Origin of the sequence: Streptosporangium sp. NPDC049248 (assembly GCF_040678965.1) — a bacterium.
GTDB classification, from domain to species: domain Bacteria; phylum Actinomycetota; class Actinomycetes; order Streptosporangiales; family Streptosporangiaceae; genus Streptosporangium; species Streptosporangium fukuiense.
The window spans coordinates 414,233-436,206 of the sequence record NZ_JBFAQY010000004.1 but is presented as its reverse complement, the minus strand read 5'-3'; the positions used below and the strand labels follow the sequence as shown (position 1 = coordinate 436,206).

Sequence of the window (21,974 nt, the reverse complement as noted above, 5' to 3'; positions counted from 1 at the left end):
CGACCTGTAGCGGAGAGCCTGAAAAATAATGTCGACAAACAAAACGAGAATGAAACAATTTTCCACCACGCGTTGACACGCGCCGTTTATATGGTGTGCCTTCGTTGTCAATAGATCACCGATCCGAAGGTGGGGCACACCATGGTCAGAACGGGGACGCGCCTGGCGGCGCTGAGCCTGGCGCTGTCGATGGCGACACTTCTCGTGGCACACGCATCACCCTCTGCCGCGAAAGCGTCCCAGACCTCCCAGGGGACGGCCGTGCGGTCACCCCAGACCGAGAAGAGGATCGTCCGGCTGGGCGCGACGCAGAGCATGGACTCGATGAACCCGTTCCTGGCGGTCCGGGTGGTCTCCACGTCGATCCACCGCTGGATGTACGGCTTCCTCACGGTGCCCGACTCCAAGACCCTGAAGCCCAGCCCCGACCTCGCCGAGTCGTGGCAGACCTCACCGGACAAGCTGACCTGGACCTTCACCATGCGTGCCGGAGCCACCTGGTCGGACGGCAAGCCCGTCACCGCCCAGGACGCCGCGTGGACCTTCAACAAGATCATGACGGATGACGGAGCCAAGACGGCCAACGGCCCCGCCGTCGAGAACTTCGACACCGTGACCGCCTCCGACGACCGGACCCTGGTCATCAAGACCAAGAAGCCCCAGGCCTCGATGCTGGAGCTGCCGATCCCGATCATGCCCAAGCACGTCTGGGAGAGCGTCCCGGACATCGGCACCTACGAGAACGAGACCTACCCCGCCGTCGGCAGCGGCCCCTACATCGCCGTCGAGCACAAGAAGAACGGCTATGTGAAGCTCAAGGCCAATCCGTCGTACTGGCGCGGCGCCCCCGGCATCGACGAGCTGCACGTCATCTTCTACGAGAACCCCGAGGCGGCGATCGCCGGCCTGAAGAAGGGCGACATCGACTGGATCGGCCGTCTGCAGGGCCCGCAGTTCGAGGCCCTCGCGGGCGATGCGAACATCACGCAGTGGAACACCCAGGGCCGCCGGGCCGCCTACCTGCAGTTCAACCCGGGCGCCGCGACGGCCGGCGGCGAGCCGATCGGTGACGGGCACCCCGCGCTGAAGGACGTCAGGGTGCGCCAGGCCATCCATCACGCGATCGACAAGAAGACCCTCGTCGAGCAGGCGCAGAACGGTCTCGCCGTACCGGCGGACGGCTCGATCGTCCCGCCGATGTACCAGGAGTTCTTCTGGAAGGCCGAGGGCGACAAAGCCGTCACCTTCGACCTGGCGGAGGCCAACCGCATCCTCGACGAGGCCGGCTACGCCAAGGGCGCGGACGGCGTCCGCACCATGCCCGACGGCAAGCGCAGGCTGGAGATGCGCTTCAGCATCCACACCGACGAGCCCGTCGAGGACAAGATCGCCCAGTTCCTCACCGGCTGGCTGAAGGACATCGGCATCCAGCTCACCACCCGCAGGCTCGACTCCAACAAGTTCACCGAGGAGACGGGCAGTACGGCGCTCTACGACATCGCGATCAGCGGCTGGTCGGTGAACCCGGACCCGGAGGAGATCCTGGCCACCCACCTGTGCAGCCGCAGGCCCACCGCGAGCGGGCAGGGCGGCGGCACCGAGTCGTTCTTCTGCGACAAGGAGTTCGAGCGGCTCTACCAGGCGCAGCTGGCCGAACTCGACCGGCCGGCCCGGGTCGCGCTGATCAAGCAGATGCAGGAGCGGCTCTACACCGAGGCCCCCGTCGTCGCGATCTACTACCCCAACAACCTGGAGGGTTACCGCAAGGACCGGATCGCATCCATCACCCCGATCCCCGAGGACAAGGGCATCCTGTACGGCGGGAGCAGCTACTGGCCGGTCTACTCGCTGCGTGCGGTGGAGCGCGCCGCCGCCCCGGCCGGGAGCGGTTCGGGAAGCGGCACCGTGGTGGCCGTCGCGGTGGCCGTCGTGGTGGTCCTCGGCGCCGGAGGCTTCCTCCTGATGCGGCGCCGCCGCGCCTCCGCCGACGACCGCGAGTAGCGGCCGATGCTCACATCGCCGCAACAGGTGAGGGACGACACCGAGGAGGGCGGTGCCCGCCGGGCCGTGGCGCGCTACGCGCTGGTCAAGCTCGGCGGGGCACTGCTCAGCATCGGACTGGTGATCGTCGCCACGTTCTTCCTGTTCCGCCTGATCCCCGGCGACCCCACCATCGCCTACACCCGCGACGTGCCGGTGACCCCGGAACAGCTCGCCCTGCTCAGGCGGCAGATGGGCCTGGACCGGCCGCTGGGCGCGCAGTTCCTGGACTTCGTGGTCCGGACCCTGCGGCTGGACCTGGGCACCTCGTACGAGTACCGCAGACCGGTCGCCGAGCTCATCGGCGAGCGGGTGGGACCGACGTTGCTGCTGGTGGGCACCGGGCTGGCCGTCGCGGTCGGCCTGGGCATGTGGCAGGGCACCAGGGCCGCCTGGCACCACGGCGGCCGCTTCGACCGCCTCTCCACCGGGACCGCGCTGACCCTGTGGTCGGTGCCGACCTTCTGGCTGGGGCTGCTGCTGCTCATGGTCCTCGCCGCGGGGGTAGGCCCGATACCCGGCCTGTTCCCCACCCGGGGCATCCAGGACGTCGACGCCCCCGGCGGGCCGCTCTACCTGCTGCACGTCGCCCACCACCTGGTGCTGCCCTGCCTCACCCTGGTCGCCGTCGTCTACGCGCAGTACCTGCTGGTCATGCGCTCCTCGCTGCTGGAGGAGATCGGCCAGGACTACGTGACCACCGCCCGCGCCAAGGGCCTGCGCGACGACGACGTCCGGCGCCGCCACGCGGTGCCGAACGCGCTGCTGCCGACGGTGACCCTGGTCTTCATGCAGATCGGGTTCGTGGTCGGCGGCGCGGTCTCGGTGGAGTTCGTCTACTCCTGGCCCGGTCTCGGGCTGCTGTTCGTCGAGGCGATCAGGGGACCCGACTACGCCGTCATGCAGGGCACCTTCATGCTCGTCTGCGTCGCGGTGATCGTCATGAACACGCTGGCCGACGTGGTCTACCACATCCTGGACCCGAGGGTGAGGTCGGCTTGAGCACGACGGCCCGTACCCGCCGCCGCGCCGCTCTGACGCGGTTCCGCCGCCGGTACGCCAGGCAGCGGGCCGGGCTGTACGGGGCGGCGATCCTGCTGGTCGTCGTCCTGGCGGCCCTGCTCACACCGTTGCTCACCGACCCGTCGGGGATGGACGTGACGAAGGCGACGGGCGCCAGGATGGCACCGCCGAGCATGGACTTCCCGCTCGGCACCGACGAGTCCGGCCGCTCGGTTCTGCTCATGCTGCTGTGGGGCGCGCGGGTCTCGCTGCTCATCGGGTTCATGTCGGCACTGCTCAGCATGGTGATCGGCACGGTGTTCGGCATCGCGGCCGGGCACTTCCGGGGCTGGGTCGCCGCCGTGCTGATGCGCGTCACCGACTGGTTCCTGGTGCTGCCCGCGCTGGTCCTGGCCATGGTGCTCGCGGCCATCCTCGGCGGTGGCCCGTCCACGATCATCGTGGCGATCGGGGTGACCTCCTGGGCGTCCACGGCGAGGCTGATCCGGGCGCAGACGCTGGCGGTCGAGGCCAGGCCGTACATCGAGAGGTCCAGGGCACTGGGCGCGGGACACTGGCACGTCATGACCCGGCACGTGCTGCCGAACGTCGCCCCGCTGGTCCTGGCCAACACCACGCTCATGGTGGCCAGCGCCATCGTCACCGAGTCGACCCTCGCCTTCCTCGGCGCGGGTTCCGGCCAGGTCTCGTGGGGCACCATGCTGCGCGGCTCCTACGACTGGGGCGCGGCCACCTCGGGAGCCTGGTGGTACGTGCTGCCGCCCGGCCTGTGCATCATCGCGGTGGTCCTGGCGTTCACCCTCTGCGGGCGTGCCCTGGAGACCGTACTCAACCCGCGGCTGGGAGGAGCCTCGTGACCCTGCTCGAACTGCGCGACCTGGCGGTGACCTACCGGAGCACGGCCGGGGACGTGCCCGCCGTGCGGGGCGTCTCGCTCGGCCTGGAGGCCGGCGAGGCGCTCGGCGTGGCGGGGGAGTCGGGGTCGGGCAAGTCGACGCTGGCCATGTCGCTGCTGCGGCTGCTGCCCAGGGACGCGTCGGTGTCCGGGGAGATCCTGCTGGACGGCGAGGACGTCCTGACGATGAGCTGGGGGCGGTTGCGCGCGGTCCGGTGGGCCTCGGCCTCGCTGGTCTTCCAGGGAGCCCAGCACGCGCTGAACCCGGTGCGCCGGATCGGCGACCAGATCGCCGAGCCGCTGCGGGTGCACGGCATGGCCACCGGGGCCGAGGCCCGGCGCAGGGTGGCGGAACTGCTGGAACAGGTCGGCCTGCCGGCCTGGCGGGCGCGCGGCTACCCGCACGAGCTCTCCGGCGGCCAGCGCCAGCGCGTGATGATCGCCATGGCGCTCGCCTGCTCACCCCGCCTGATCGTCGCCGACGAGCCGACCACCGCGCTGGACGTGATGATCCAGGCACAGGTGCTCTCGCTGATCCGCTCGCTCATCGCCGAGCACGGGATCGGCCTCGTCATGATCTCCCACGACCTGTCGGTCCTGGCGTCGACGTGCGACCGGCTGGCGGTCATGTACGCGGGCCGGGTGGTCGAGTCCGGCCCCTCGCGCGAGGTCTTCGCGGGCGGGCGGCACCCCTACAGCAGGGCGTTGGCCGAGGCGTTCCCCACCGTCGGGGACCCCGCCTCCAGGATGGCGCCCAGGGGACTGGGCGGTGATCCGCCCGACCCCGCGCACCTGCCCGCCGGGTGCTCCTTCCACCCCCGCTGCCCGGTCTCGCTCGTCTCGTGCGCGTCGGAGCCGGTCGAGCTGCGGGCCGTGGGAGACGGTACCGAAGCACCGCACACCGCCGCGTGCGTGCACGTCAGCGAGGAGAGCCGATGACCCTGCTCGAAGCACGGGACGTGCGGGTGGAGTTCGCCTCGCGGGGGCGCCGCGCCCGCGCGGTGGACGGGGTGAACCTCGCCGTGGGCGAGGGGGAGATCGTCGCGCTGGTCGGCGAGTCCGGCTGCGGCAAGACGACGCTGGCCAGGACCCTGCTCGGCCTGGAGCGGCCCACCTCGGGATCGGTCCGCTACGGCGGCGTCCCGCTGGCCTACTCGTCGCGCGCCCTGCGGGCCCACCGCCGCGAGGTGCAGCTCGTGCTCCAGGACCCCACCGGATCGCTCAACCCCCGGCACACCGTCTACGAGGCGGTGGCCGAGGGGCCGCGCATCCACCGCCTGCCCGGCGAGGGCGCCCTGGTCGCCGAGGCCCTGTCGAGGGCCGGGCTGCGTCCTCCCGAACGGTTCTTCGACCGGCACCCGCACGAGCTGTCCGGTGGCCAGCGCCAGCGCGTCGTCATCGCCGGAGCCCTCGCGCTGGAGCCCAGGGTGCTGGTCGCCGACGAGCCGGTGGCCTCGCTGGACGCGTCGGTACGCGGCGAGATCCTCGCCCTGCTGCTCCGCCTCCGCGCCGAGCTGGGCCTGTCGGCCCTGGTCGTCACCCACGACCTCGGGCTGGCCTGGAACATCGCCGACCGGGTCGCGGTGATGTATCTCGGCAGGATCGTCGAGTCGGGGCCGGTGGAGCGGATCCTCACCTCGCCGTCGCACCCGTACACCCGGGCACTGCTGTCGGTCCTGCCGGAGTCGCCCTCGCCGGTGGTGCTGGGCGGAGAGCCGCCGGACCCCACCCGGATCCCGGCCGGCTGCCGCTTCCACCCGCGCTGCCAGGTGCTGGCCTCGGGCGCGGCGGCCGAGGCGGGGGTCGACGGGCTGTGCGCGTCCGGGGAACTGCCGGTCCTGCCCTCCTCGGCCGAGGCCCAGGTCGCCTGCCACCACGCCTCCGCCTCCGCCCGGCGCGAGGCGAGGACGGAGGCGGAGCGGCTGTGAGGCGGAGAGGGACCGCGCCCAGGCGCGGTCCCTCAACGGCGTGCCCGGAGAACGGTTCCGGAACCCGCCTCAGAGGCCGGGGAGGAGGCCGTTCCTGAACAGGTCGACGAAGAGCCCGTGATCGGCCCTGGCCCGCGCCCCGTAGGCGTGCGCGAAGTCGACCAGGGTGCGGGTGAAGCCCTCGACGTCGCCGCCGATCACGGCCACGATCGCGTCCTCGGTGGAGAAGTCGACCAGGTCGTGGCTGGACTCGTCGTCGGCCACCGAGTGCATCCTGGCCACCGCCCGGCCCAGGTCGCGAATCACCGAGGCGAGCTCGTCCGGCTCGTTGACGTCGCCCCAGTCCAGGTCGGCGGTGTAGGGGGAGACCTCGGCGACCATCTGGCCGACGCCGTTCAGCGTGGTGTAGCCGAGCCACGGGTCGGCGTACGCCTGCAGGGCCCGCTGCGACTCGGCGGTGCGGTGGCCCTGGTGCTTGAAGTAGCCGTGCACCTTCTCGTCCGTCACGTACCGCGCCACGGCCGGTACCTGGGCCTGCTTCATGTAGAGGATGACGTCGTTCTCCAGGGCCTGGGTGTGGCCCTCGAGCAGCATGTTGTACGAGGGCAGCCCGGCCGAGCCGATCCCGATGCCGGTGCGGAGCGCGAAGTCCTTGATCTTGTGCTCGACCGCCGAGACGGCGGGCAGGGTCGTCAGGTAGTCCTGGAAGGCCGCCTCCACCAGCCGCCGGGTCTCCTCGTCTACCGGGTAGCGGCCGTCCATGACGGCGAACCTGCGGTCGAAGTTCTCGACGGTGGTCTCCAACTCCAGCAGCGCCACCCGGGTGTTCAGCCGGGCGTGCTGCAGCACCCGGTGCAGCACGCCGGTGGTGGTCTCCAGGGTCAGCGAACCGATCGCGTCGTCCCCGCCCTCCGAGATGCCGGTTAGCTCGGCGTGGTAGGCGCCGGCGAACTCGGTCACCAGGGCGCCGATGACGTCGTCGGACAGCGCCTTGGCGTACCCGATGAGCGCGATGCTGGCGGAGAGGCGCCGCAGGTCCCAGATGTACGGTCCGACGTAGGCCTCGTCGAAGTCGTTGACGTTGAAGACCAGCACGCCGGAGGCGTTCATGTAGGTGCCGAAGTTCTCGGCGTGCAGGTCGCCGTGGATCCAGACCCGCCTGGTCTGGTCGTCCAGGAAGGCGTCGTCGGCGAACTCGCCGGTCATGTCCGCGTAGAACAGGCAGGCGCTGCCCCGGTAGAAGGCGAACGGCGAGGCGGCCATCTTCCGGAACTTGCGCCGGAAGGCGGCGGGGTCGCGCTTCATGGAGTCGCCGAACTCGGTGATCAGGACGTCGAGAATGTGCGCCGAGCGCCCATCGATGGTCATGGTCCGCACGCTAGGGCGTACGACCGAAACTCCGCCAGTTCCCCAAGATTACAGATCTGGAACGCACCAACGGCCGGGTGCGGCTCGCACGGCGTGGCGGGTGTCGACAACCGCACCGCACGATCATAGGTTCGACGATGAGATGAGGTCCGCGAGGGGAGTGGAGACCGGCATGGCGGTGCTGGCGGGCAAGGCGGCGGTGGTCACCGGAGGGTCGCGGGGCATCGGCCGGGCGATCGTGGAACGCCTCGCCCGCGACGGGGCGGACGTGCTCTTCGGCTACGCGAGCGACACCGGCGCCGCGGCCGAGGTCGAGCGGACGGTCAAGGAGGCGGGTGGGAGCGCCCGCGCCGTCCAGGCCGACCTGGCGGAGCCGGGCGCCGCCGAGCGGCTGATGGAGACCGCCGAGGAGCTTCTCGGCGGCCTCGACATCCTGGTCAACAACGCCGCGCTGAGCTTCACCCCGACCCCCATCGCGGAGACCACCGAGGAGTCGTACGACCGCGCCATGGCGGTCAACGCCAAGGCCGCCTTCCTGACCATCCGGTACGCCGCCAGGCACATGCGCGACGGCGGGCGCATCGTCAACATCTCCACTCTCAACACCGTCCGCCCGGCACCGGGCATCGCCCCCTACGCGGCGAGCAAGGGCGCGCTCGAACAGCTGACCGCCGTCACGGCCCGCGAGCTCGGCGGCCGGGGCATCACCGTCAACACGGTCTCGCCCGGTGCCACGGACACCGATCTGCTGCGCGGCACCAACCCCGCGGCGGCCCTGGCCCAGGTCGCGGGCATGACCTCGCTCGGCCGCCTCGGCGAGCCCTCGGACATCGCCGACGTCGTGGCCTTCCTGGCGGGCCCGGACGGCCGCTGGCTCACCGGCCAGAACCTCCGCGCCGACGGCGGCCTCGGCTGAGGACGTAGGCGAGCGCCTCCCACCCGGTCGAGACCACTGCCGGCGGCCGGACCTTCCCGTGCCGTGTCGTGCCTCGCGGCCGGCCGTCGCGCCGCCGGGTTGTTCCGCCTGATCGTCCGACCGCCCCTGCCCGCGGCCGGTGGCCTGACCTGACAGGCCTTCCGTTCCTGGGCGTCCGAGCGGGCGGCCGCACGGTCCGAGCCGGGCGAGAGGCGTTGTTTTAGGCCTTGTCGACCTGGGGCGCCGGAGTTACGATCCGCGTAATTATTAGGAAACTTTCCTAAATGGAAAGGTGTTCACGTGCGCCGATTAGCCTCCGCGCTGCTGGTTCTCGCTCTGGCAGCCACTTTCGCCGCCCTCTCGTCCCCCGCCTCGGCCGCCGCCCGGCTCACCGCGGCCTTCATCCTCACCGGCACCCAGGGCAAGTTCGTGGTGAGCAACCCCGGCACCACTCCGGTCACCGGCTGGTCGATCACCTTCGACCTGCCCGCGGGCATCACGGTCGGCGGCGCTCAGAACGCCACCACCACGCAGAACGGGACGCGGGTCAAGCTGACCCCCGCCTTCTACATCAACACGGTGCGGGCGAACGGCGACACCGAGCCGTACAGCCCCACCTTCACCCTCAGCGCGGCGGCCCAGCCGGTGAGCTGCACGATCAACGGCGCCAACTGCGACGGCAGCGGCGACCCACCCCCGCCGGACGCGCCGGTCACCGCCACCTACTCCGGTAGCGGGACGCAGGGCAGGTTCGTGGTCGCCAACAACACGGACGCCGCGCTCAACGGCTGGTCGATCACCTTCGACCTGCCCGCCGGAGTCACCGCGAGCGGCGCCCAGAACGGATCACTGAGTCAGAGCGGGCGCCAGGTCACGCTGAGCCCGGCCCACTACAACACGACGGTGGCGGCACGCGGTACCACCGAGCCGTACAGCCCCGCGTTCACGCTCAGCAGCGCGTCCGCCGAGCCGGAGAACTGCAGGATCAACGACATCAGGTGCGACGGCGCCGCCGACACGCCGCCCGGCGCGCCCGGGAACCTGCGTTCGCCGGTCAAGACCACCAGAACCGTCTCGCTGGCCTGGGACGCCGCGACCCCCGGAAGCCTCCCGATCTCCGGCTACCAGGTCTACCGGGGCGCCGACCTCGCCGCGACGGTCACCGGGACGAGCACCACCGTCACCGGCCTGACCTCGAACACCGAGTACACGTTCACCGTGAAGACCAGGGACCGGAAGGGAACCCTCTCCCCGGCGAGCGCCGCGCTGAAGGTGACCACCAACAACGCCGGTGACGACACCCAGCCGCCGACCGTGCCCGCGAACCTGCGCGTCACCGGCAAGAGCTCCTCCGGCGTCTCGCTCGCGTGGGACGCCTCGACCGACAACAGGGGCATCGCCGGGTACGAGGTCTACACCGGCGCGACCCTGGCCACGACGGTGACCGGCACCTCGGCCACGGTCGCCGGGCTCTCGCCGTCCACCGAGTACACCTTCACCGTCAAGGCCCGCGACGTGTACGACAACACGTCGGCGGCGAGCGACGCGGTGAAGGCGAGCACCGACGACATCATCGGCAGCGGATACGCCAGGATCGGCTACTTCGTCCAATGGGGCATCTACGGCCGCCAGTACTTCGTGCGCAACCTCGACACGACCGGCGCCGCCGCGAAGCTGACCCACCTCAACTACGCCTTCGGCAACATCGACCCGGTGAACCTGACCTGCCTGCAGGGCGTCACCAAGGGCACCACCGGCAACCCGCAGGACCCGAGCCAGGGCGACGGCGCCGGTGACGCGGACGCCGACTACGGAAGGCCGATGAGCGCGGCGCAGTCGGTGGACGGCGTCGCCGACACCGGCTGGGAGAAGCTGCGCGGCAACTACAACCAGCTCCGCAAGCTCAAGGCGAAGTATCCGAACCTCAAGGTGCTGATCTCACTCGGCGGCTGGACCTACTCCAAGTACTTCTCCGACGTGGCGGCCACCGACGCGGCCAGGAAGAAGTTCGTGAGCTCCTGCATCGACACCTACATCAAGGGAAACCTGCCGCTCTACAACGCCGCGGGCGGCCCCGGCAGCGCCGCCGGGATCTTCGACGGCATCGACCTCGACTGGGAGTGGCCGGGCTCGGAGGGCCACGCGGGCAACCACATCGGCCCGAACGACAAGGCGAACAACACGCTGCTGATCGCCGAGTTCCGCAAGCAGCTCGACGCCCTGACCCAGGAGACCGGCAAGCGCTACCAGCTCACCGCGTTCACCCCTGCCGACCCGGCGAAGGTCGCCGCGGGCTGGGACCTGCCGGAGATCGCCAAGTCCCTGGACATCTTCAACATCCAGGGCTACGACTTCCACGGGGCGGGCAGCGACAACTCCTGGGAGCCCAACCGGGCCGGCCACCAGGGCAACCTGTACACCGACACCGAGGACCCGTACCCGTTCAAGTTCAGCGTGGAGAACGCGGTCGACGTCTACCTGCGGGCCGGGGTGAACCCGCGCAAGCTCACCATCGGACTCGCCTACTACGGCCGGGGCTGGCAGGGCGTCGCCGACGGAGGCCGGTCCGGGGAGTGGCAGTCGGCCACCGGCGCGGCACCGGGCCAGTTCCAGGACGAGGCGGGCACCCGAGGGTACGCCAACCTGCTGGCCGGCGTGCCGGGATGCGCTGTCAAGCACGACGAGCAGTCGGTCTCGACCTACTGTTTCACCGGCAACGGTGGCCAGTGGTGGACTTTCGACGACGCCTGGTCCATCGGTAAGAAGACCGCGTGGCTGCGGAGCAAGAACCTGCTCGGCGCGATGATCTGGGAGATGTCCGGAGACCCCGGCACCCTGACCACCGCCCTGGACGCGGGCCTGCGGTAACCGTTTCGGCGGCGTTCCCAGGGGGACCATTCCGGAGGATCGTCTTCGCGGCGTCCGATGTCGCGAAGGCGGTCCTCCCCGGTGCCCCGAACCCGTGTCGCGGTGCACCCCGGACTGACTCTCGGCCGGAAGCCTGAGCTGCCAGAGCGGCCCCGACGAATTCGACATGACGGATAGGGGGCGATCCAGAACGGGGAGTGGCCGTTAAAATCTGAAGCCGAACAGTCCGCCGTCCGGCTGGTCGGTCAGATGAGGCTCGATGATGTGAGGAATCGCGTCGAACCCCACTGAAACCGCCTTGTTCAAATCGTCGGAGTTCATGGCGACGATGTATTGCATCCGCTCGGTCTCGGTAACCTCGGCCGCCAGTTGAAGGGCTCGTGCCGCCTGACGTTCGTCCACACCGTCGTACAGATGGCTGTCGTGAACGAGGAAGTCCGGACCCCGGCCGGCACGGTGGGCGATGACGGCGGCGGTCAGGTCAAAGCAGAAGATCACCATGTTGTGGATCCCCCTGCTTCCGTCATCCTCGATCCTGGGCTCGATCTGCATTCGCTGCCTACCCGGGCTAAAGGCCAGGTAGGGATTTTTTCCGTCGCCGTACAGGCGCCGAGCGTATGTGTTGAAGAGGCTGTTTGCCTCGCGGGTGGCGAAATTCCGATCTTCGAGGTCGGTCACCATCTCCTGTTCGAGCTCAAGGCGTTTCACCTCGATTTCTCGCCGACTGGCTTCGAGTGCCTGCGCGGCTTGGAAACGGTGCCGGAGAGACTCAAGGTGAGCCTGCTCGCGAGCCAGGGCGTATTGTAGGGCATTAAGCGCGTCAAGTGCGCCCCCTGAGTTCAGCGTGCGCAGCAGGGCAGCCTGTCGTTCGCCGAGTCGCGCGCGCGTCCGAGCGCGCTCCTCCAGGAGTTGGCGGAGCCGGGATATCTCCTCGTGTAGTTGCTTCTCGCGGTTCCGGACCACCGTCTCGTGGAAGGCGCGCACATCGTCGAATCGACGGCGGACCTCCTGGCCGAGAATCAGGTTCAACTGCTTGTAGGCCGCCTCCAGATATCGGTCCTCTGGTTCGGCCACCTCGTCCACGGACTGTTCCATGTCCTGGAGGTTGCGCCGGTCGACCGCGTCGGATGCCCGGAGTGACCGGATACGCCGATCGAGCTCGTCGGCCTCCTGGCGAATTTTTTCGTATTCCGGAACAACCTGAAAATCTGCGATCTGGCGGCCGAGCTCATTTACCCGCTGTTCTATGGCGCCGATTTCCCCCCGGATCTCGGCGGAACGGCCCACGATTTTCCCCCAAACGGGGTCTTTTGCGGCCTCGACGAGTTTCTTTCTCATCGTCTCCTGGTTGGACAGGAGGCGATACCGTGCGGCCAGGGCAACGTCCAGGCCGAAGAGATGGCACAGGTTGACCATCGCGTCATGGGGTGACTGCTGCGCGAACGTCCTGGTGGGTTCGAGGAACCCCCCGGCGTCGACCCGGCGAATCGCGAATGACAACAGTGTTCGACCGCTGGCCTCTGCTCCGTCGGCGGTAAGACCGTAAAGATCCCGCTCTATCGCCCACTGCCAGTCTTTTGTCGACACCTCGGTAGCATGTTCGAATAAGCCGTCGAAGGTCTTTCGGGTTATGTCCGGATCGAGCACCACTCTGTTCGGTCGCGTCGTTGAGCGCGTCACCGTCAGTGGCTTCGATCGACCTGGCCAGTCCAGTTTCAGGGTGAATGTATGCTCACGAAGCTTCTCGTTCGCCCAGACGGCATCGGCATCATTGCGGGCACCCAGCAGAAAATGCAGCAACTCGACCATGCTCGACTTACCGGCGCCGTTGCGGCTGTCGGTGTCAGTGGAGGCGTCGGTGCGTTCGGCGACCACGAGGTTCAGGCCGGGGCCAAAGCGAATCGTTCGGAACCTGCGGTCGTCGCAGATCAGGTCATGCAGCATTGTCACGAGCCTGGAAGATCAGTATGTCCTGTTCGAGCTCGACCAGGCCCAAGGCGTAGAGCAGGTCGAGCGCGAGGGCGAACCACCAGAACGTCACGGGTGCACGGTGGTTGTTGTCCTCGCGCCAGGTCAACAGGCGCTGCCATGCCTGGGTGACGGTCACCGGCTGACGATCGGTGGCCATGACGATCTGAGCCCCTACCGCCAGCAGAGCGCGTTGAGGAGCGACTCCCTTGGTCGGCACGATCACGTGGCGACTCCCATCTCGGTCTCCGGGATCCAACCCGGGGGCGGCACCTTGAAGATCTCACACTCACCGAAGAAGTACATCAGGACAACGAGCGCGTTCAATTCCAGGGGGGATTGTTGAGATGCGTTGCCGAGGACGTGTCGCTCAAGCTGCCAGAGGATGTCGTCGGAGTCTTCGCACGTCTGGGCGATCATCTCGTAGTGCTCGCGAAAGCCCGCCGCGACCTCGTCCCGTTCGTTGGGATCTAGCCTGCTCCGGTAGTAGTCCTCCACGTGGTTGACGTAGGACAGAGCAAGCTTCATGCGGTGTCGAATATCCCAGGAGAACCCGTTGTATTCCATTTTCGTGAGCGGAGGCCTGGGGATGGCAGGCAGGTCTTCGAGGGGGCGCCGGTAGATGGTGAGGTGGTCCAGGAGCGGAATCAGCTCTTCGAGCACGATGCCGACAATCACCGGCTCTGCGGGGAAGGGGCCAAGGAAGTCCTCGACCTGCCACTTTTCCATCTTGCAGAACTCGGTATAGAAGTGACGCCGAGAGAAGTTCTCGAAAGAGAGTTCGGGGTGATCATCGTGTGCGGTCATCAGTAGCGAGGTCAGCTTGGGGTGGATGCCTCTGCGGTCGTTGTGTACGAAAACGAAGGTGTCGAACTCGCCCTTGCGCTTCGTGATGGCCTTGTCGAGGTCGCTCCGGAACTTGCGGGCGACCGCCGAGGGAACAACGGTCTGGGGCGCGTAACATGCGTACAGCTTCTTTCCGACAAGGAGAAGGCCGTCCGCCCCCTGGTCTCCATGACATCCGGCGGTTCGGACATCAAGGAATCCAGGGTTTGAAATAGACATGACGCCATGGAAGAAATCCTCGAACCCTTCGCCGTGAAGTTCGTCGAGCTTCACATTGAGCATGAAGCGAATCGATGAACGCTCCCATATCTCCAAGTGCTCCTCCGCGTACCTCGTCCGGACGGGCCCGTCGGGTTCGAACTCGATGAGCCTGAAGGAGAATAGTCCGAGTAGGTCGGGAACGTGAAGGGAATGCAATCTTTGGGGTGTGGAGATCCAAGGTGCGAAAATCTCGTTCTACCGATTTGATGGCATGTGTCGTGGTATCTGCGAATTTGGGCCACCCGGTGGTTTCCGCTTCGCGCCTCGCTGGTCGCCGGGGCGCACACCGGTAAGCAGGGCAGTGCCCCTAGCCTCGTTTTCCGCACGCGCCGCGTCGTTGCCGGTCAGCAGCTATATCCGATCCAGTTCCGTGGGTAATCATCCCAGGTCGACCAGGGTCACGTGCGGAATGCAGGCCTAGCTCTTCGCTAAGGGTGCCGGTTGGAGACCGAGACGACCTCGCCGGTCATGTAGGTGGAGTACTCGCTGGCCAGGAAGACGATCACGTTGGCCACCTCCCACGGTTCCGCCGAGCGGCCGAAGGCCTCGCGGGAGGTCAGTTCGGTGAGCAGCTCGTCGGTGGTGACCTTGGCCAGGAAGGGGTGCATGACCAGCGAGGGGGCCACCGCGTTGACCCGGATGCCGTGCGGGGCGGCCTCCAGGGCGGCGCACCTGGTCAGGGCCATCACCCCGGCCTTGGCGGCCGCGTAGTGCGACTGCCCCTCCTGGGCGCGCCAGCCGATCACCGAGGAGTTGTTGACGATCACCCCGGAGCCCCGGGGGACCATCCGCCGCAGGGCGGCCCTGGTACAGCGCATCGTGCCGGTGAGGGTCACCCCCAGGACGGCGTCCCACTGCTCGTCGGTCATCTCCACCAGCCGCGCCGTACCGCCCAGGCCCGCGTTGTTGACCACCACGTCCACCCGCCCGTGCGCCTCGGTCACCGCGTCGAACATGGCGCCCACCTCGGCCTCGGAGGTGACGTCGCAGGGCACCGCGAGCGGCTTGACCCCGCTCAGCTCGGCCAGTGCCTCGGCGGCCTCGCCGAGGCGCCGCTCGTGCCGGTCGGAGACGACCACGGTCGCGCCCTCCTCGGCGCAGCGCCTGGCGGTGGCGTACCCGATGCCCGTCCCGGCCGCCGCCGTGACCAGGACGACCTTTCCGTCGAGCAGGCCGTGGGCGCGGGGGTAGGGGGGAGGTGTCGCCATACGGGCTCCGTTCCGGTGGTCGTGTCTCAGCCCTTGGGCAGACCCAGGGTGCGCTCGGCGATGATGTTGCGCTGGATCTCGCTGGATCCGGCGTAGATGGTGTCGGCGCGGCTGAACAGGTAGAGCCGCTGCAGCGCGTTGAGGTCGTACGGCGGGGCGTCGGCGACCAGGCCCGCGCGCCCCTGGACGGCCTGGGCCAGCTCGCCCAGCCGCCGGTGCCACTCCGACCAGTACAGCTTGCCGATCGACACCTCGGGTCCCGGCTCGCCCGCCGACAGCGAGGTCATGGTGCGCAACGCGTTGAGCCGCATGACGTCCAGCTCCAGCCAGGAGCGCACCAGCCGGTCTCGGAGCACCGGGTCCTCGGCGGCTCCGGTGCGCCTGGCGGTGGCCACCACCTCCGCGAACTCCCGCTGGAAGCCGATCTGCTGGCCCAGGGTGGAGGCGCCGCGCTCGTAGCCGAGGGTGGCCATCGCGATCCGCCAGCCCTCGCCGGGGGCGCCCAGGATGTTGCCCGCAGCGGTGCGGGCGCCGTCGAGGAAGACCTCGTTGAACTCGCTGGTGCCGGTCATCTGGAGGATGGGCCGCACCTCGATCCCCGGCTGGTCCATCGGGACCAGCAGGTAGGACAGGCCGCGGTGGCGTGCCGAACCGGGCTCGGTCCTGGCGAGCACGAAGCACCAGTCGGCCACGTGGGCCAGCGAGGTCCACACCTTCTGGCCGGTGATGACCCACTCGCCGTCGTCCAGGCGCGCCCGCGTCTGGACGCCCGCCAGGTCGGAGCCCGCCTCAGGCTCCGAGTAGCCCTGGCACCACAGCTCCTCGCCACGCTGGATGGGCGGCAGGAAGCGCCGCCGCTGCTCCTCGGTGCCGTGCTCCAGGATGGTCGGCCCGATCAGTCCCTCGCCGATGTGCCCGACCCGCGCCGGGGCGGCGGCGCGGGCGTACTCCTCGTGGAAGGCGACCTGGTCCTCCAGGGTGGCGTCCCGGCCTCCGTACTCTCCGGGCCAGCCCAGGCAGGTCCACCCGGCCTCGCCCAGCCGCCGCTCCCAGGCGAGCCGGACCTCGTGCCCCTCGTGCTCGCGGCCGGGCCCGCCCAGTCCACGGGCGTGCGCGAACTCGCCCGTGAGGTTCTCCTCCAGCCAGGAGCGTGCCTCCTCGCGCAGGGTCATGGGGTGCCTCCAGGCATCAGGCGTGGAAACGGCCGTAGCCGCCCCTGAAGAAGAGCAGCGGGCCGCCGTCGCCGTGGACACCGAGCCGGTGGACCCTGGCGACGACGATGACGTGGTCGCCGGCGGGGTGCTCCGCCTCGATCGAGCAGTCGATCCAGGCCAGGCTCTCCTCGATCACCGGGTTGCCGCCCGGGGAGACCGTCCAGTCGAGCCCGGCGAACTTGTCGCCGCCCCGGCCGGCGAGCGCGGCGCAGACCGGTTGCTGGTGCTCGGCGAGCACGTTGATCGTCTGGGTTCCGGCGGCGCGCAGGCGCGGCCAGCTCGTGCTGCTGTGGGCCACGCAGAAGGCCACCAGCGGCGGGTCCAGCGACACCGAGGTGAAGGAGTTGGCAGCCAGGCCGCACGGCTCGCCGGTGTCGGGGTCGATGGAGGTGATGGCCACCACGCCGGTGGCGAAGTGGCCGAGAACGGAGCGGAACCACCGGCCGTCCACGGCCCCGTTGCTCTCGGCTCCGCTGGACGGGCCCTGCGAAAGGCCACTCTGCATGGCGACTCCGTTGGCGGTGGTGCCGCACCCGGCCAAGGTGGCGCGGGGGTGGCCGGCGGTCTCCAGCAGCCGGGCCGCGTGAGTGGTCATGGTGCTACTCGCCTCCTCAATCGCGCCCGATCGGCCTCCGAGGGGGGTTCGGCGGCGGACGACGTCCTCCGCCGTCTGGCGCCATCTTACCAAGCGCTTGCTTGGATTGTAGGGGAGTGCCGGAAAAAGTCCCCGGCGGCCGTCCGGCCCGGGTCCGTCGTTGACATCCGTGATCGGCCCGGCCTAGCCTCTGGCCAAGCGCTTGCTTGTGATCGGAGGGTGGTACGTGGGTGGTTTCCGGGACCGCACGGCCGTCGCGGGCGTCGGGTACACCCGGTTCTCCAAGGACTCCGGGGTCAGCACCCTCACCCTGGCCTGCGAGGCCGTTCTGGCGGCCCTGGACGACGCGGGCCTGACCGCCGACGACGTCGACGGCATCGCCACCCACCGGGTCGGCGACTCCGCCGCGCCCTGCCTGGTCGGTCCCGCGCTCGGCATCCACGAGCCCTCCTGGTACCTCGACCAGTTCGGCGGCGGCAGCGTCTCCCACTCGGTGGTCGGCCAGGCGGCGCTCGCGGTCGCGGCGGGCGTCGCCGAGACCGTCGTCTGCTACCGGGCGATCAACGCGCGCTCGGAGTTCCGGATGGGCGGCACCGGCCGGGGGCTGCCGGTCAGTCCCGAGGTCCAGTACCAGGCGCCGTACGGCTACTTCGCGCCGCCACAGCAGTACGCGATGTTCGCCCGCGCCCACATGTCGAGGTACGGCACCCGTCCCGAGCACTTCGGCGCGCTGGCGGTCGTCCAGCGCGCCAACGCGGCCAAGAACCCCCGGGCGCTCATGCGCACCCCGATCACCCTGGACGACTACCTGGCGAGCCGGTGGATCGCCGAGCCGTTCCGGCTGCTCGACTGCTGCCTGGAGACCGACGGCGCCTGCGCGCTCGTCGTCACGAGCGCCGAGCGGGCCGCCGACCTGCGCAGGCCGCCGGTGCTCATCTCCGCCGCCGCGTGGGGAGGCGGCGACTCCTTCCTGTCCGGCGGCCGGGCGGACACCACGGTGACCAGCGCGGCCGAACTGGCCCCGCGCCTGTACCGCCAGGCGGGCATCGGGCCCGCCGACGTCGACGTGGCCGAGATCTACGACTGCTTCACCTACTCGGTGATCGTGCAACTGGAGGACTACGGCTTCTGCGCCAAGGGCGAGGGCGGCCCGTACGTCGCCTCGGGTGCCGTCGCGCCGGGTGGTGAGCTGCCGGTGAACACCCACGGCGGGTTCCTGTCGGAAGGGTACGTGCACGGCGTCAACCACATCGCCGAGGCCGTCTCACAGCTGAGGGGGGACGCGGGGGACAGGCAGGTGGCAGGGGCCGAGGTGGCGCTCTCCACGGCCCAGCCCGGCTACATCCTGCCCGCCACCTCGGCGCTGATCCTGCGGAAGGGGTGAGGGGTGCGTCCGGTTGCCGATCGCGACTCGGCGGAGTGGTGGAGGCGGACCGCCGGCGGGGAGTTCGTGCTCCAGCGGTGCGACTCCTGCGCCACGCCGCGCTTCCCCGCCCGCGCCTACTGTCACCGCTGCAGGACCCGCGAGTGGCACTGGGAGCCCGTCGCCCCGGCCGGCCGCGTCGAGAGCTGGATCGTCAGCCACCAGCCCTTCCTGGCCGGGGTGAGCGAGCCGTACACGGTGGTGATGGTGCGGCTGGACGAGGCGCCCGAATGCGTCATGTACGGCAACTGGTGCGGTGCGGAGCCGCCGGTCGCCGGCCTGCCCGTCCGGGCGTGCTTCAGAAAGGTGGACGAGGAGCTGTCGCTGATCGACTGGCGCCCGCTCGGCTGAGGCGCGTTCGCGGTGGGTCCCCTCATCAGGGCCGCGGCACGGGCGCGCCCCGGCGGGCCCCGTTCCCGCCGGTCGCGCTCCGGAGATGGGGAGCGCGCCCTGGCGGGCGTGGGGGACCCGCCAGGACGCGTTCCGCTCCGGCGCGACGGCGGAGGACCCCGGCGAGGGGTGGGGTCCTTCGCCGGCTAGTCGCGCTCGGAGTCTGTGTCGGCGAAGGCGCGGACCTGGTGGTCCGCCTCCTCCTCCGCGAGGTCGTCGTCAGGCGTGGGCCGCCGGTAGTGCTGCGAGATGAGGCGGGCCGCCCCAGCCGGGTCGTCGGCCGGATGCGAGGACTCAACGCCGTCCTCGTTCCAGATGAAGAACCCGTTCTTGCACCAAACGGTTAGATCGGTCAGCACCGAGAGCACGGACATCCCGCTTCCGTTGCTCTGGTAGGTGTGGGTGAACCCCTGGCGGTGCAACGCGTAGCGCAGCAGACGCGTCGCCTCGCGGGGGTCGCGCCAGGGCGGGTACGGCGCGTCCACACGGACCGACAGCACAGGCCTCCACCCCTTCGCTGGCCTTTCGATGGATTTGTACCAACGATTGGATGATGCGGGTCTTGGGAGGTTGGGTCAAGGGGCTGTTCCCCGCTAGAACCAGATCGTCTAGTTTTGTTGGCACAAAGGGGACTTAATGGCGCGGTCAACGCTGTATCAACTGGTGGCCTCCGATCTGAGGAGGACCATCTACTCCGGTGCGCTCGGACCGGGGGATCAGCTGCCGACCGAGGCGGAGCTCATGCTCGTGCACCAGGTGAGCCGGAACACCGTGCGGCTGGCTCTCGGCGAGCTCGTGAACGAGGGCCTGGTCACCCGCACCCCCCGCAGGGGCACCGTCGTGCGGGAGCGCCGTCCGCTGCTCATGTACCCCCAGCGCGAGCTGCAGCCGCGGGGCGAGGAGACCCTGGAGGCCTTCGCCTGGGCCGTCTCGCAGGAGGGGCGCGCGCCGAGCCAGGAGATCGAGGTCTCGATCGTGCAACCGGCCGAGGAGATCGCCAGCAGGCTGGAGCTCTCGGACGACGAGCTCGCCGTGGTCCGCCGCAGGCTGCGCTTCGTGGACGGCCAGCCGTACAACACCAACGACTCCTACTTCCCGCTGGCCCTGGTCGCCGACTCCGAGATCACCCGTCCCGGCGACATCAGGCGCGGGGCCAACAAGGTCCTTGAGGAGCTCGGCCACCGCCAGGTGCGGATGGTGGACGACATCTGGGCGCGGATGCCCAACAGCGCGGAGACCGAGCGGCTCCAGCTCCAGCTCGGCACGCCGGTCGTCGTCTACGTCCGGGTCGGTTACGACGCGGAGGACGTCCCCGTGCGCGTGGCGGTGTCGGTGCTGCCCGCGGACAAGCACCTGATCAGGTACGAGCTGGAAAGCCGTTGACATCTCGGTAACCGCCCTGACGGGCCGGCCTCCACTCCGTCCGCGCCGCGGACGCCCGGCGGGCCGCGCCTTCGGGGCGGCCGTTCCTCTGCCGCCCGGCGGTTTTCCGGCCGGGTGTTCTCTCACCCCGGCCGTCTCGCCCGAGGCCCTCCGGCTCGCGGCCCTCCCGCCCGCGCCGCTCACCCCGACCGGCGTCTCCCCGCCGCTCGCCCCCAGCCCCTAGGCGCCCGCCTAGCCCGACATGGGTGCCGTGCGCCACCAGGCGAACACGCTCCGTGTCAACTCGCGTACCGAACGCAACGAAGGGATGAACCATGCACTCGAACACCGCCAGTCCCACCACCGTGCGCCCGTTCACGCTGCGCAGGGCCACGGACGGTGATCTCGACGGGGTGCTCGCGCTCCTCGCCGAAACCGCCGGATGGCTGAACCGCCGCGGTGTGCGGCAGTGGCCCGCCGCCGGCTTCCCCGCCGGGCGCATCACCCCGCTGATCGACGAGGGCGTCATGTACCTGCTGGACGGGGAGGACGGGCCTGCCGCGACCCTCGCCCTGGACGCCCACGCCGACCCCGAGTTCTGGGCTCCGGGAGACGACCCGGGCTCGGCGCTCTACGTCCACAAGCTGGCCGTGGCGCGTGCCCACGCCGGCCGGGGGCTGGGAGAGGCGCTGCTCGACTGGGCGGGCCTGCGGGTCCTGGCCCTGGGGAGAAGATGGCTCAGGCTTGACTGCTCCAAGGACAACTCGCGGCTCCAGGACTACTATCGGGGACAGCGTTTCGCGCACCTCCGCACGGTCGACCTGTCGCATCGCGCCTCCGGCGCCCTGTTCCAGCGGCCGGGGGGCCTGCGCGTCCACGCGTCCGGTCTCGCGCTGTCCGTCCCCGAGCATGTCTGAACCACGGCGATCCCAGGGCAAACCCATCCGATAGCCTCCATTCATGACCGGATCCTTGCTTGAGGTGATCACGCTTGACGTGCGTGATGCCGTCGCGGCCGAAGCCGGTGGCGCCGATCGCCTGGAGGTCGTCGCCGACATGGCCGTAGGCGGGCTCACCCCGGCCGCGGAGACGGTCGCGGCGATCTCCAAGGAGTGCGCGCTGCCGCAGATGGTGATGCTGCGTGGCGAGGCCTCGTTCCTGGCCAGGCCCGAGTCGCTGAAGGCCCTGAGCCGCGAGGCCAGGGCACTCGCCGACGCGGGCGCGGCCGGTTTCGTGTTCGGGTTCCTCGACCGGGCGGGGGCGGTCGACCTGGCCGCCACCGAGGCGCTCATCCACGCGGTCGCACCGCTGCCCTGGACCTTTCACCGGGCGGTGGACCACGCGGCCGACACCCAGGCGAGCTGGCGTGCCGTCCGCCTGCTGCCCAATCTCGCCACCGTGCTCACCTCGGGTGCGCCCGGTGGCGTGGCGGACGGGCTGCCGCTGCTCAAGACCCGGTGCGAGGCGGGCGACGGTCCGCTGATCATGGCCGGGGGCGGGCTGAGGCCCGGCCACGTCGGGGCGCTGATGGAGTACGGCGTGCGGGCCTTCCACGTCGGCAGCGCCGTGCGGGCGTCCTGGTCGGAACCGGTCGACGAGCGCCGGGTCCGCCAGTGGCGGGCCCTGATCGACTGAGGCGCACCAGGTCTCGCGGTGATCGGCCGGGAGT

At 69.7% G+C, this 21,974-nt stretch carries 20 protein-coding genes; 12 read left to right on the top strand and 8 right to left on the bottom strand.

Going from position 1 to position 21,974, the window contains the following annotated elements:
• The first annotated feature begins 141 nt into the window (after positions 1-141).
• Genes AB0K21_RS11195 through AB0K21_RS11175 form a run of 5 tightly spaced genes read left to right on the top strand, consistent with a single transcriptional unit; the run spans position 142 to position 5,886 of the window.
• Positions 142-2,001, top strand: a complete 1,860-nt coding sequence (locus tag AB0K21_RS11195; RefSeq protein ID WP_343972165.1) for an ABC transporter substrate-binding protein — start codon at positions 142-144, stop codon at positions 1,999-2,001.
• A gap of 27 nt (positions 2,002-2,028) precedes the next feature.
• Complete coding sequence (locus tag AB0K21_RS11190; RefSeq protein WP_364149293.1) at positions 2,029-3,042, top strand: ABC transporter permease; 1,014 nt, start codon at positions 2,029-2,031, stop codon at positions 3,040-3,042.
• Positions 3,039-3,920 (top strand): ABC transporter permease, encoded by an 882-nt coding sequence (locus AB0K21_RS11185; RefSeq protein WP_364149291.1) that lies wholly within the window; start codon positions 3,039-3,041, stop codon positions 3,918-3,920. Before AB0K21_RS11190 ends, AB0K21_RS11185 begins: the two co-directional genes overlap by 4 nt.
• Entirely contained in the window at positions 3,917-4,897 is a 981-nt protein-coding gene (locus AB0K21_RS11180) for an ABC transporter ATP-binding protein (RefSeq protein WP_364149289.1), read from the top strand. The genes AB0K21_RS11185 and AB0K21_RS11180 overlap by 4 nt, the downstream gene beginning before the upstream one ends.
• Positions 4,894-5,886: an ABC transporter ATP-binding protein gene (locus AB0K21_RS11175; RefSeq protein ID WP_364149287.1), complete on the top strand. Its 993-nt coding sequence runs from the start codon at positions 4,894-4,896 to the stop codon at positions 5,884-5,886. The genes AB0K21_RS11180 and AB0K21_RS11175 overlap by 4 nt, the downstream gene beginning before the upstream one ends.
• A 69-nt stretch (positions 5,887-5,955) precedes the next feature.
• Here the strand turns inward: AB0K21_RS11175 and AB0K21_RS11170 are convergent, their stop codons facing one another.
• Entirely contained in the window at positions 5,956-7,254 is a 1,299-nt protein-coding gene (locus tag AB0K21_RS11170; RefSeq protein WP_364149285.1) for a DUF2252 domain-containing protein, read from the bottom strand.
• Between the two features lie 142 nt (positions 7,255-7,396).
• Between AB0K21_RS11170 and AB0K21_RS11165 the strand changes: the two genes are divergently transcribed.
• Entirely contained in the window at positions 7,397-8,170 is a 774-nt protein-coding gene (locus AB0K21_RS11165) for a glucose 1-dehydrogenase (protein WP_364149283.1), read from the top strand.
• Positions 8,171-8,470: 300 nt separating this feature from the next.
• Positions 8,471-11,038, top strand: a complete 2,568-nt coding sequence (locus AB0K21_RS11160) for a glycosyl hydrolase family 18 protein (RefSeq protein WP_364149281.1) — start codon at positions 8,471-8,473, stop codon at positions 11,036-11,038.
• Between the two features lie 204 nt (positions 11,039-11,242).
• Here the strand turns inward: AB0K21_RS11160 and AB0K21_RS11155 are convergent, their stop codons facing one another.
• The 6 genes from AB0K21_RS11155 to AB0K21_RS11130 all read right to left on the bottom strand — a co-directional run bounded on the left by AB0K21_RS11155 (position 11,243) and on the right by AB0K21_RS11130 (position 17,130).
• A complete protein-coding gene (locus AB0K21_RS11155; protein WP_343972145.1) occupies positions 11,243-12,982 on the bottom strand; it encodes an ABC-three component system protein in 1,740 nt (579 codons plus the stop codon).
• A complete protein-coding gene (locus AB0K21_RS11150) occupies positions 12,972-13,232 on the bottom strand; it encodes an ABC-three component system middle component 6 (RefSeq protein WP_343972142.1) in 261 nt (86 codons plus the stop codon). The genes AB0K21_RS11155 and AB0K21_RS11150 overlap by 11 nt, the downstream gene beginning before the upstream one ends.
• Positions 13,229-14,269: an ABC-three component system protein gene (locus tag AB0K21_RS11145; protein ID WP_343972139.1), complete on the bottom strand. Its 1,041-nt coding sequence runs from the start codon at positions 14,267-14,269 to the stop codon at positions 13,229-13,231. Before AB0K21_RS11145 ends, AB0K21_RS11150 begins: the two co-directional genes overlap by 4 nt.
• A gap of 272 nt (positions 14,270-14,541) precedes the next feature.
• A complete protein-coding gene (locus AB0K21_RS11140; RefSeq protein WP_343972136.1) occupies positions 14,542-15,321 on the bottom strand; it encodes an SDR family oxidoreductase in 780 nt (259 codons plus the stop codon).
• 26 nt (positions 15,322-15,347) lie between these two features.
• A complete protein-coding gene (locus AB0K21_RS11135) occupies positions 15,348-16,493 on the bottom strand; it encodes an acyl-CoA dehydrogenase family protein (RefSeq protein WP_343972133.1) in 1,146 nt (381 codons plus the stop codon).
• A 16-nt stretch (positions 16,494-16,509) separates the two neighbouring features.
• Entirely contained in the window at positions 16,510-17,130 is a 621-nt protein-coding gene (locus tag AB0K21_RS11130) for a flavin reductase family protein (RefSeq protein WP_343972130.1), read from the bottom strand.
• Between the two features lie 226 nt (positions 17,131-17,356).
• Here AB0K21_RS11130 and AB0K21_RS11125 point away from each other — a divergent pair, with 226 nt between their 5' ends.
• Positions 17,357-18,514, top strand: coding sequence for an acetyl-CoA acetyltransferase (locus AB0K21_RS11125; RefSeq protein WP_343972127.1), 1,158 nt, complete (start codon positions 17,357-17,359; stop codon positions 18,512-18,514).
• Positions 18,515-18,517: 3 nt separating this feature from the next.
• Positions 18,518-18,904, top strand: a complete 387-nt coding sequence (locus AB0K21_RS11120; protein ID WP_364149276.1) for an OB-fold domain-containing protein — start codon at positions 18,518-18,520, stop codon at positions 18,902-18,904.
• Positions 18,905-19,089: 185 nt separating this feature from the next.
• Here the strand turns inward: AB0K21_RS11120 and AB0K21_RS11115 are convergent, their stop codons facing one another.
• Positions 19,090-19,443 carry a hypothetical protein gene (locus AB0K21_RS11115; RefSeq protein WP_343972121.1) on the bottom strand — a complete coding sequence of 118 codons (354 nt, stop codon included), beginning with the start codon at positions 19,441-19,443 and terminating at the stop codon, positions 19,090-19,092.
• A gap of 136 nt (positions 19,444-19,579) precedes the next feature.
• Here AB0K21_RS11115 and AB0K21_RS11110 point away from each other — a divergent pair, with 136 nt between their 5' ends.
• The 3 genes from AB0K21_RS11110 (at position 19,580) to AB0K21_RS11100 (ending at position 21,940) form a co-directional block, all read left to right on the top strand.
• On the top strand, positions 19,580-20,326 hold the full coding sequence (locus tag AB0K21_RS11110) for a GntR family transcriptional regulator (protein WP_343972118.1): 747 nt from the start codon (positions 19,580-19,582) through the stop codon (positions 20,324-20,326).
• 314 nt (positions 20,327-20,640) lie between these two features.
• Positions 20,641-21,222, top strand: a complete 582-nt coding sequence (locus tag AB0K21_RS11105; RefSeq protein ID WP_364149273.1) for a GNAT family N-acetyltransferase — start codon at positions 20,641-20,643, stop codon at positions 21,220-21,222.
• Between the two features lie 43 nt (positions 21,223-21,265).
• The gene (locus AB0K21_RS11100) at positions 21,266-21,940 is read left to right on the top strand and encodes a copper homeostasis protein CutC (protein ID WP_364149271.1); all 675 of its coding nucleotides are present in this window, start codon (positions 21,266-21,268) and stop codon (positions 21,938-21,940) included.
• The last annotated feature ends 34 nt before the right edge of the window (positions 21,941-21,974 follow it).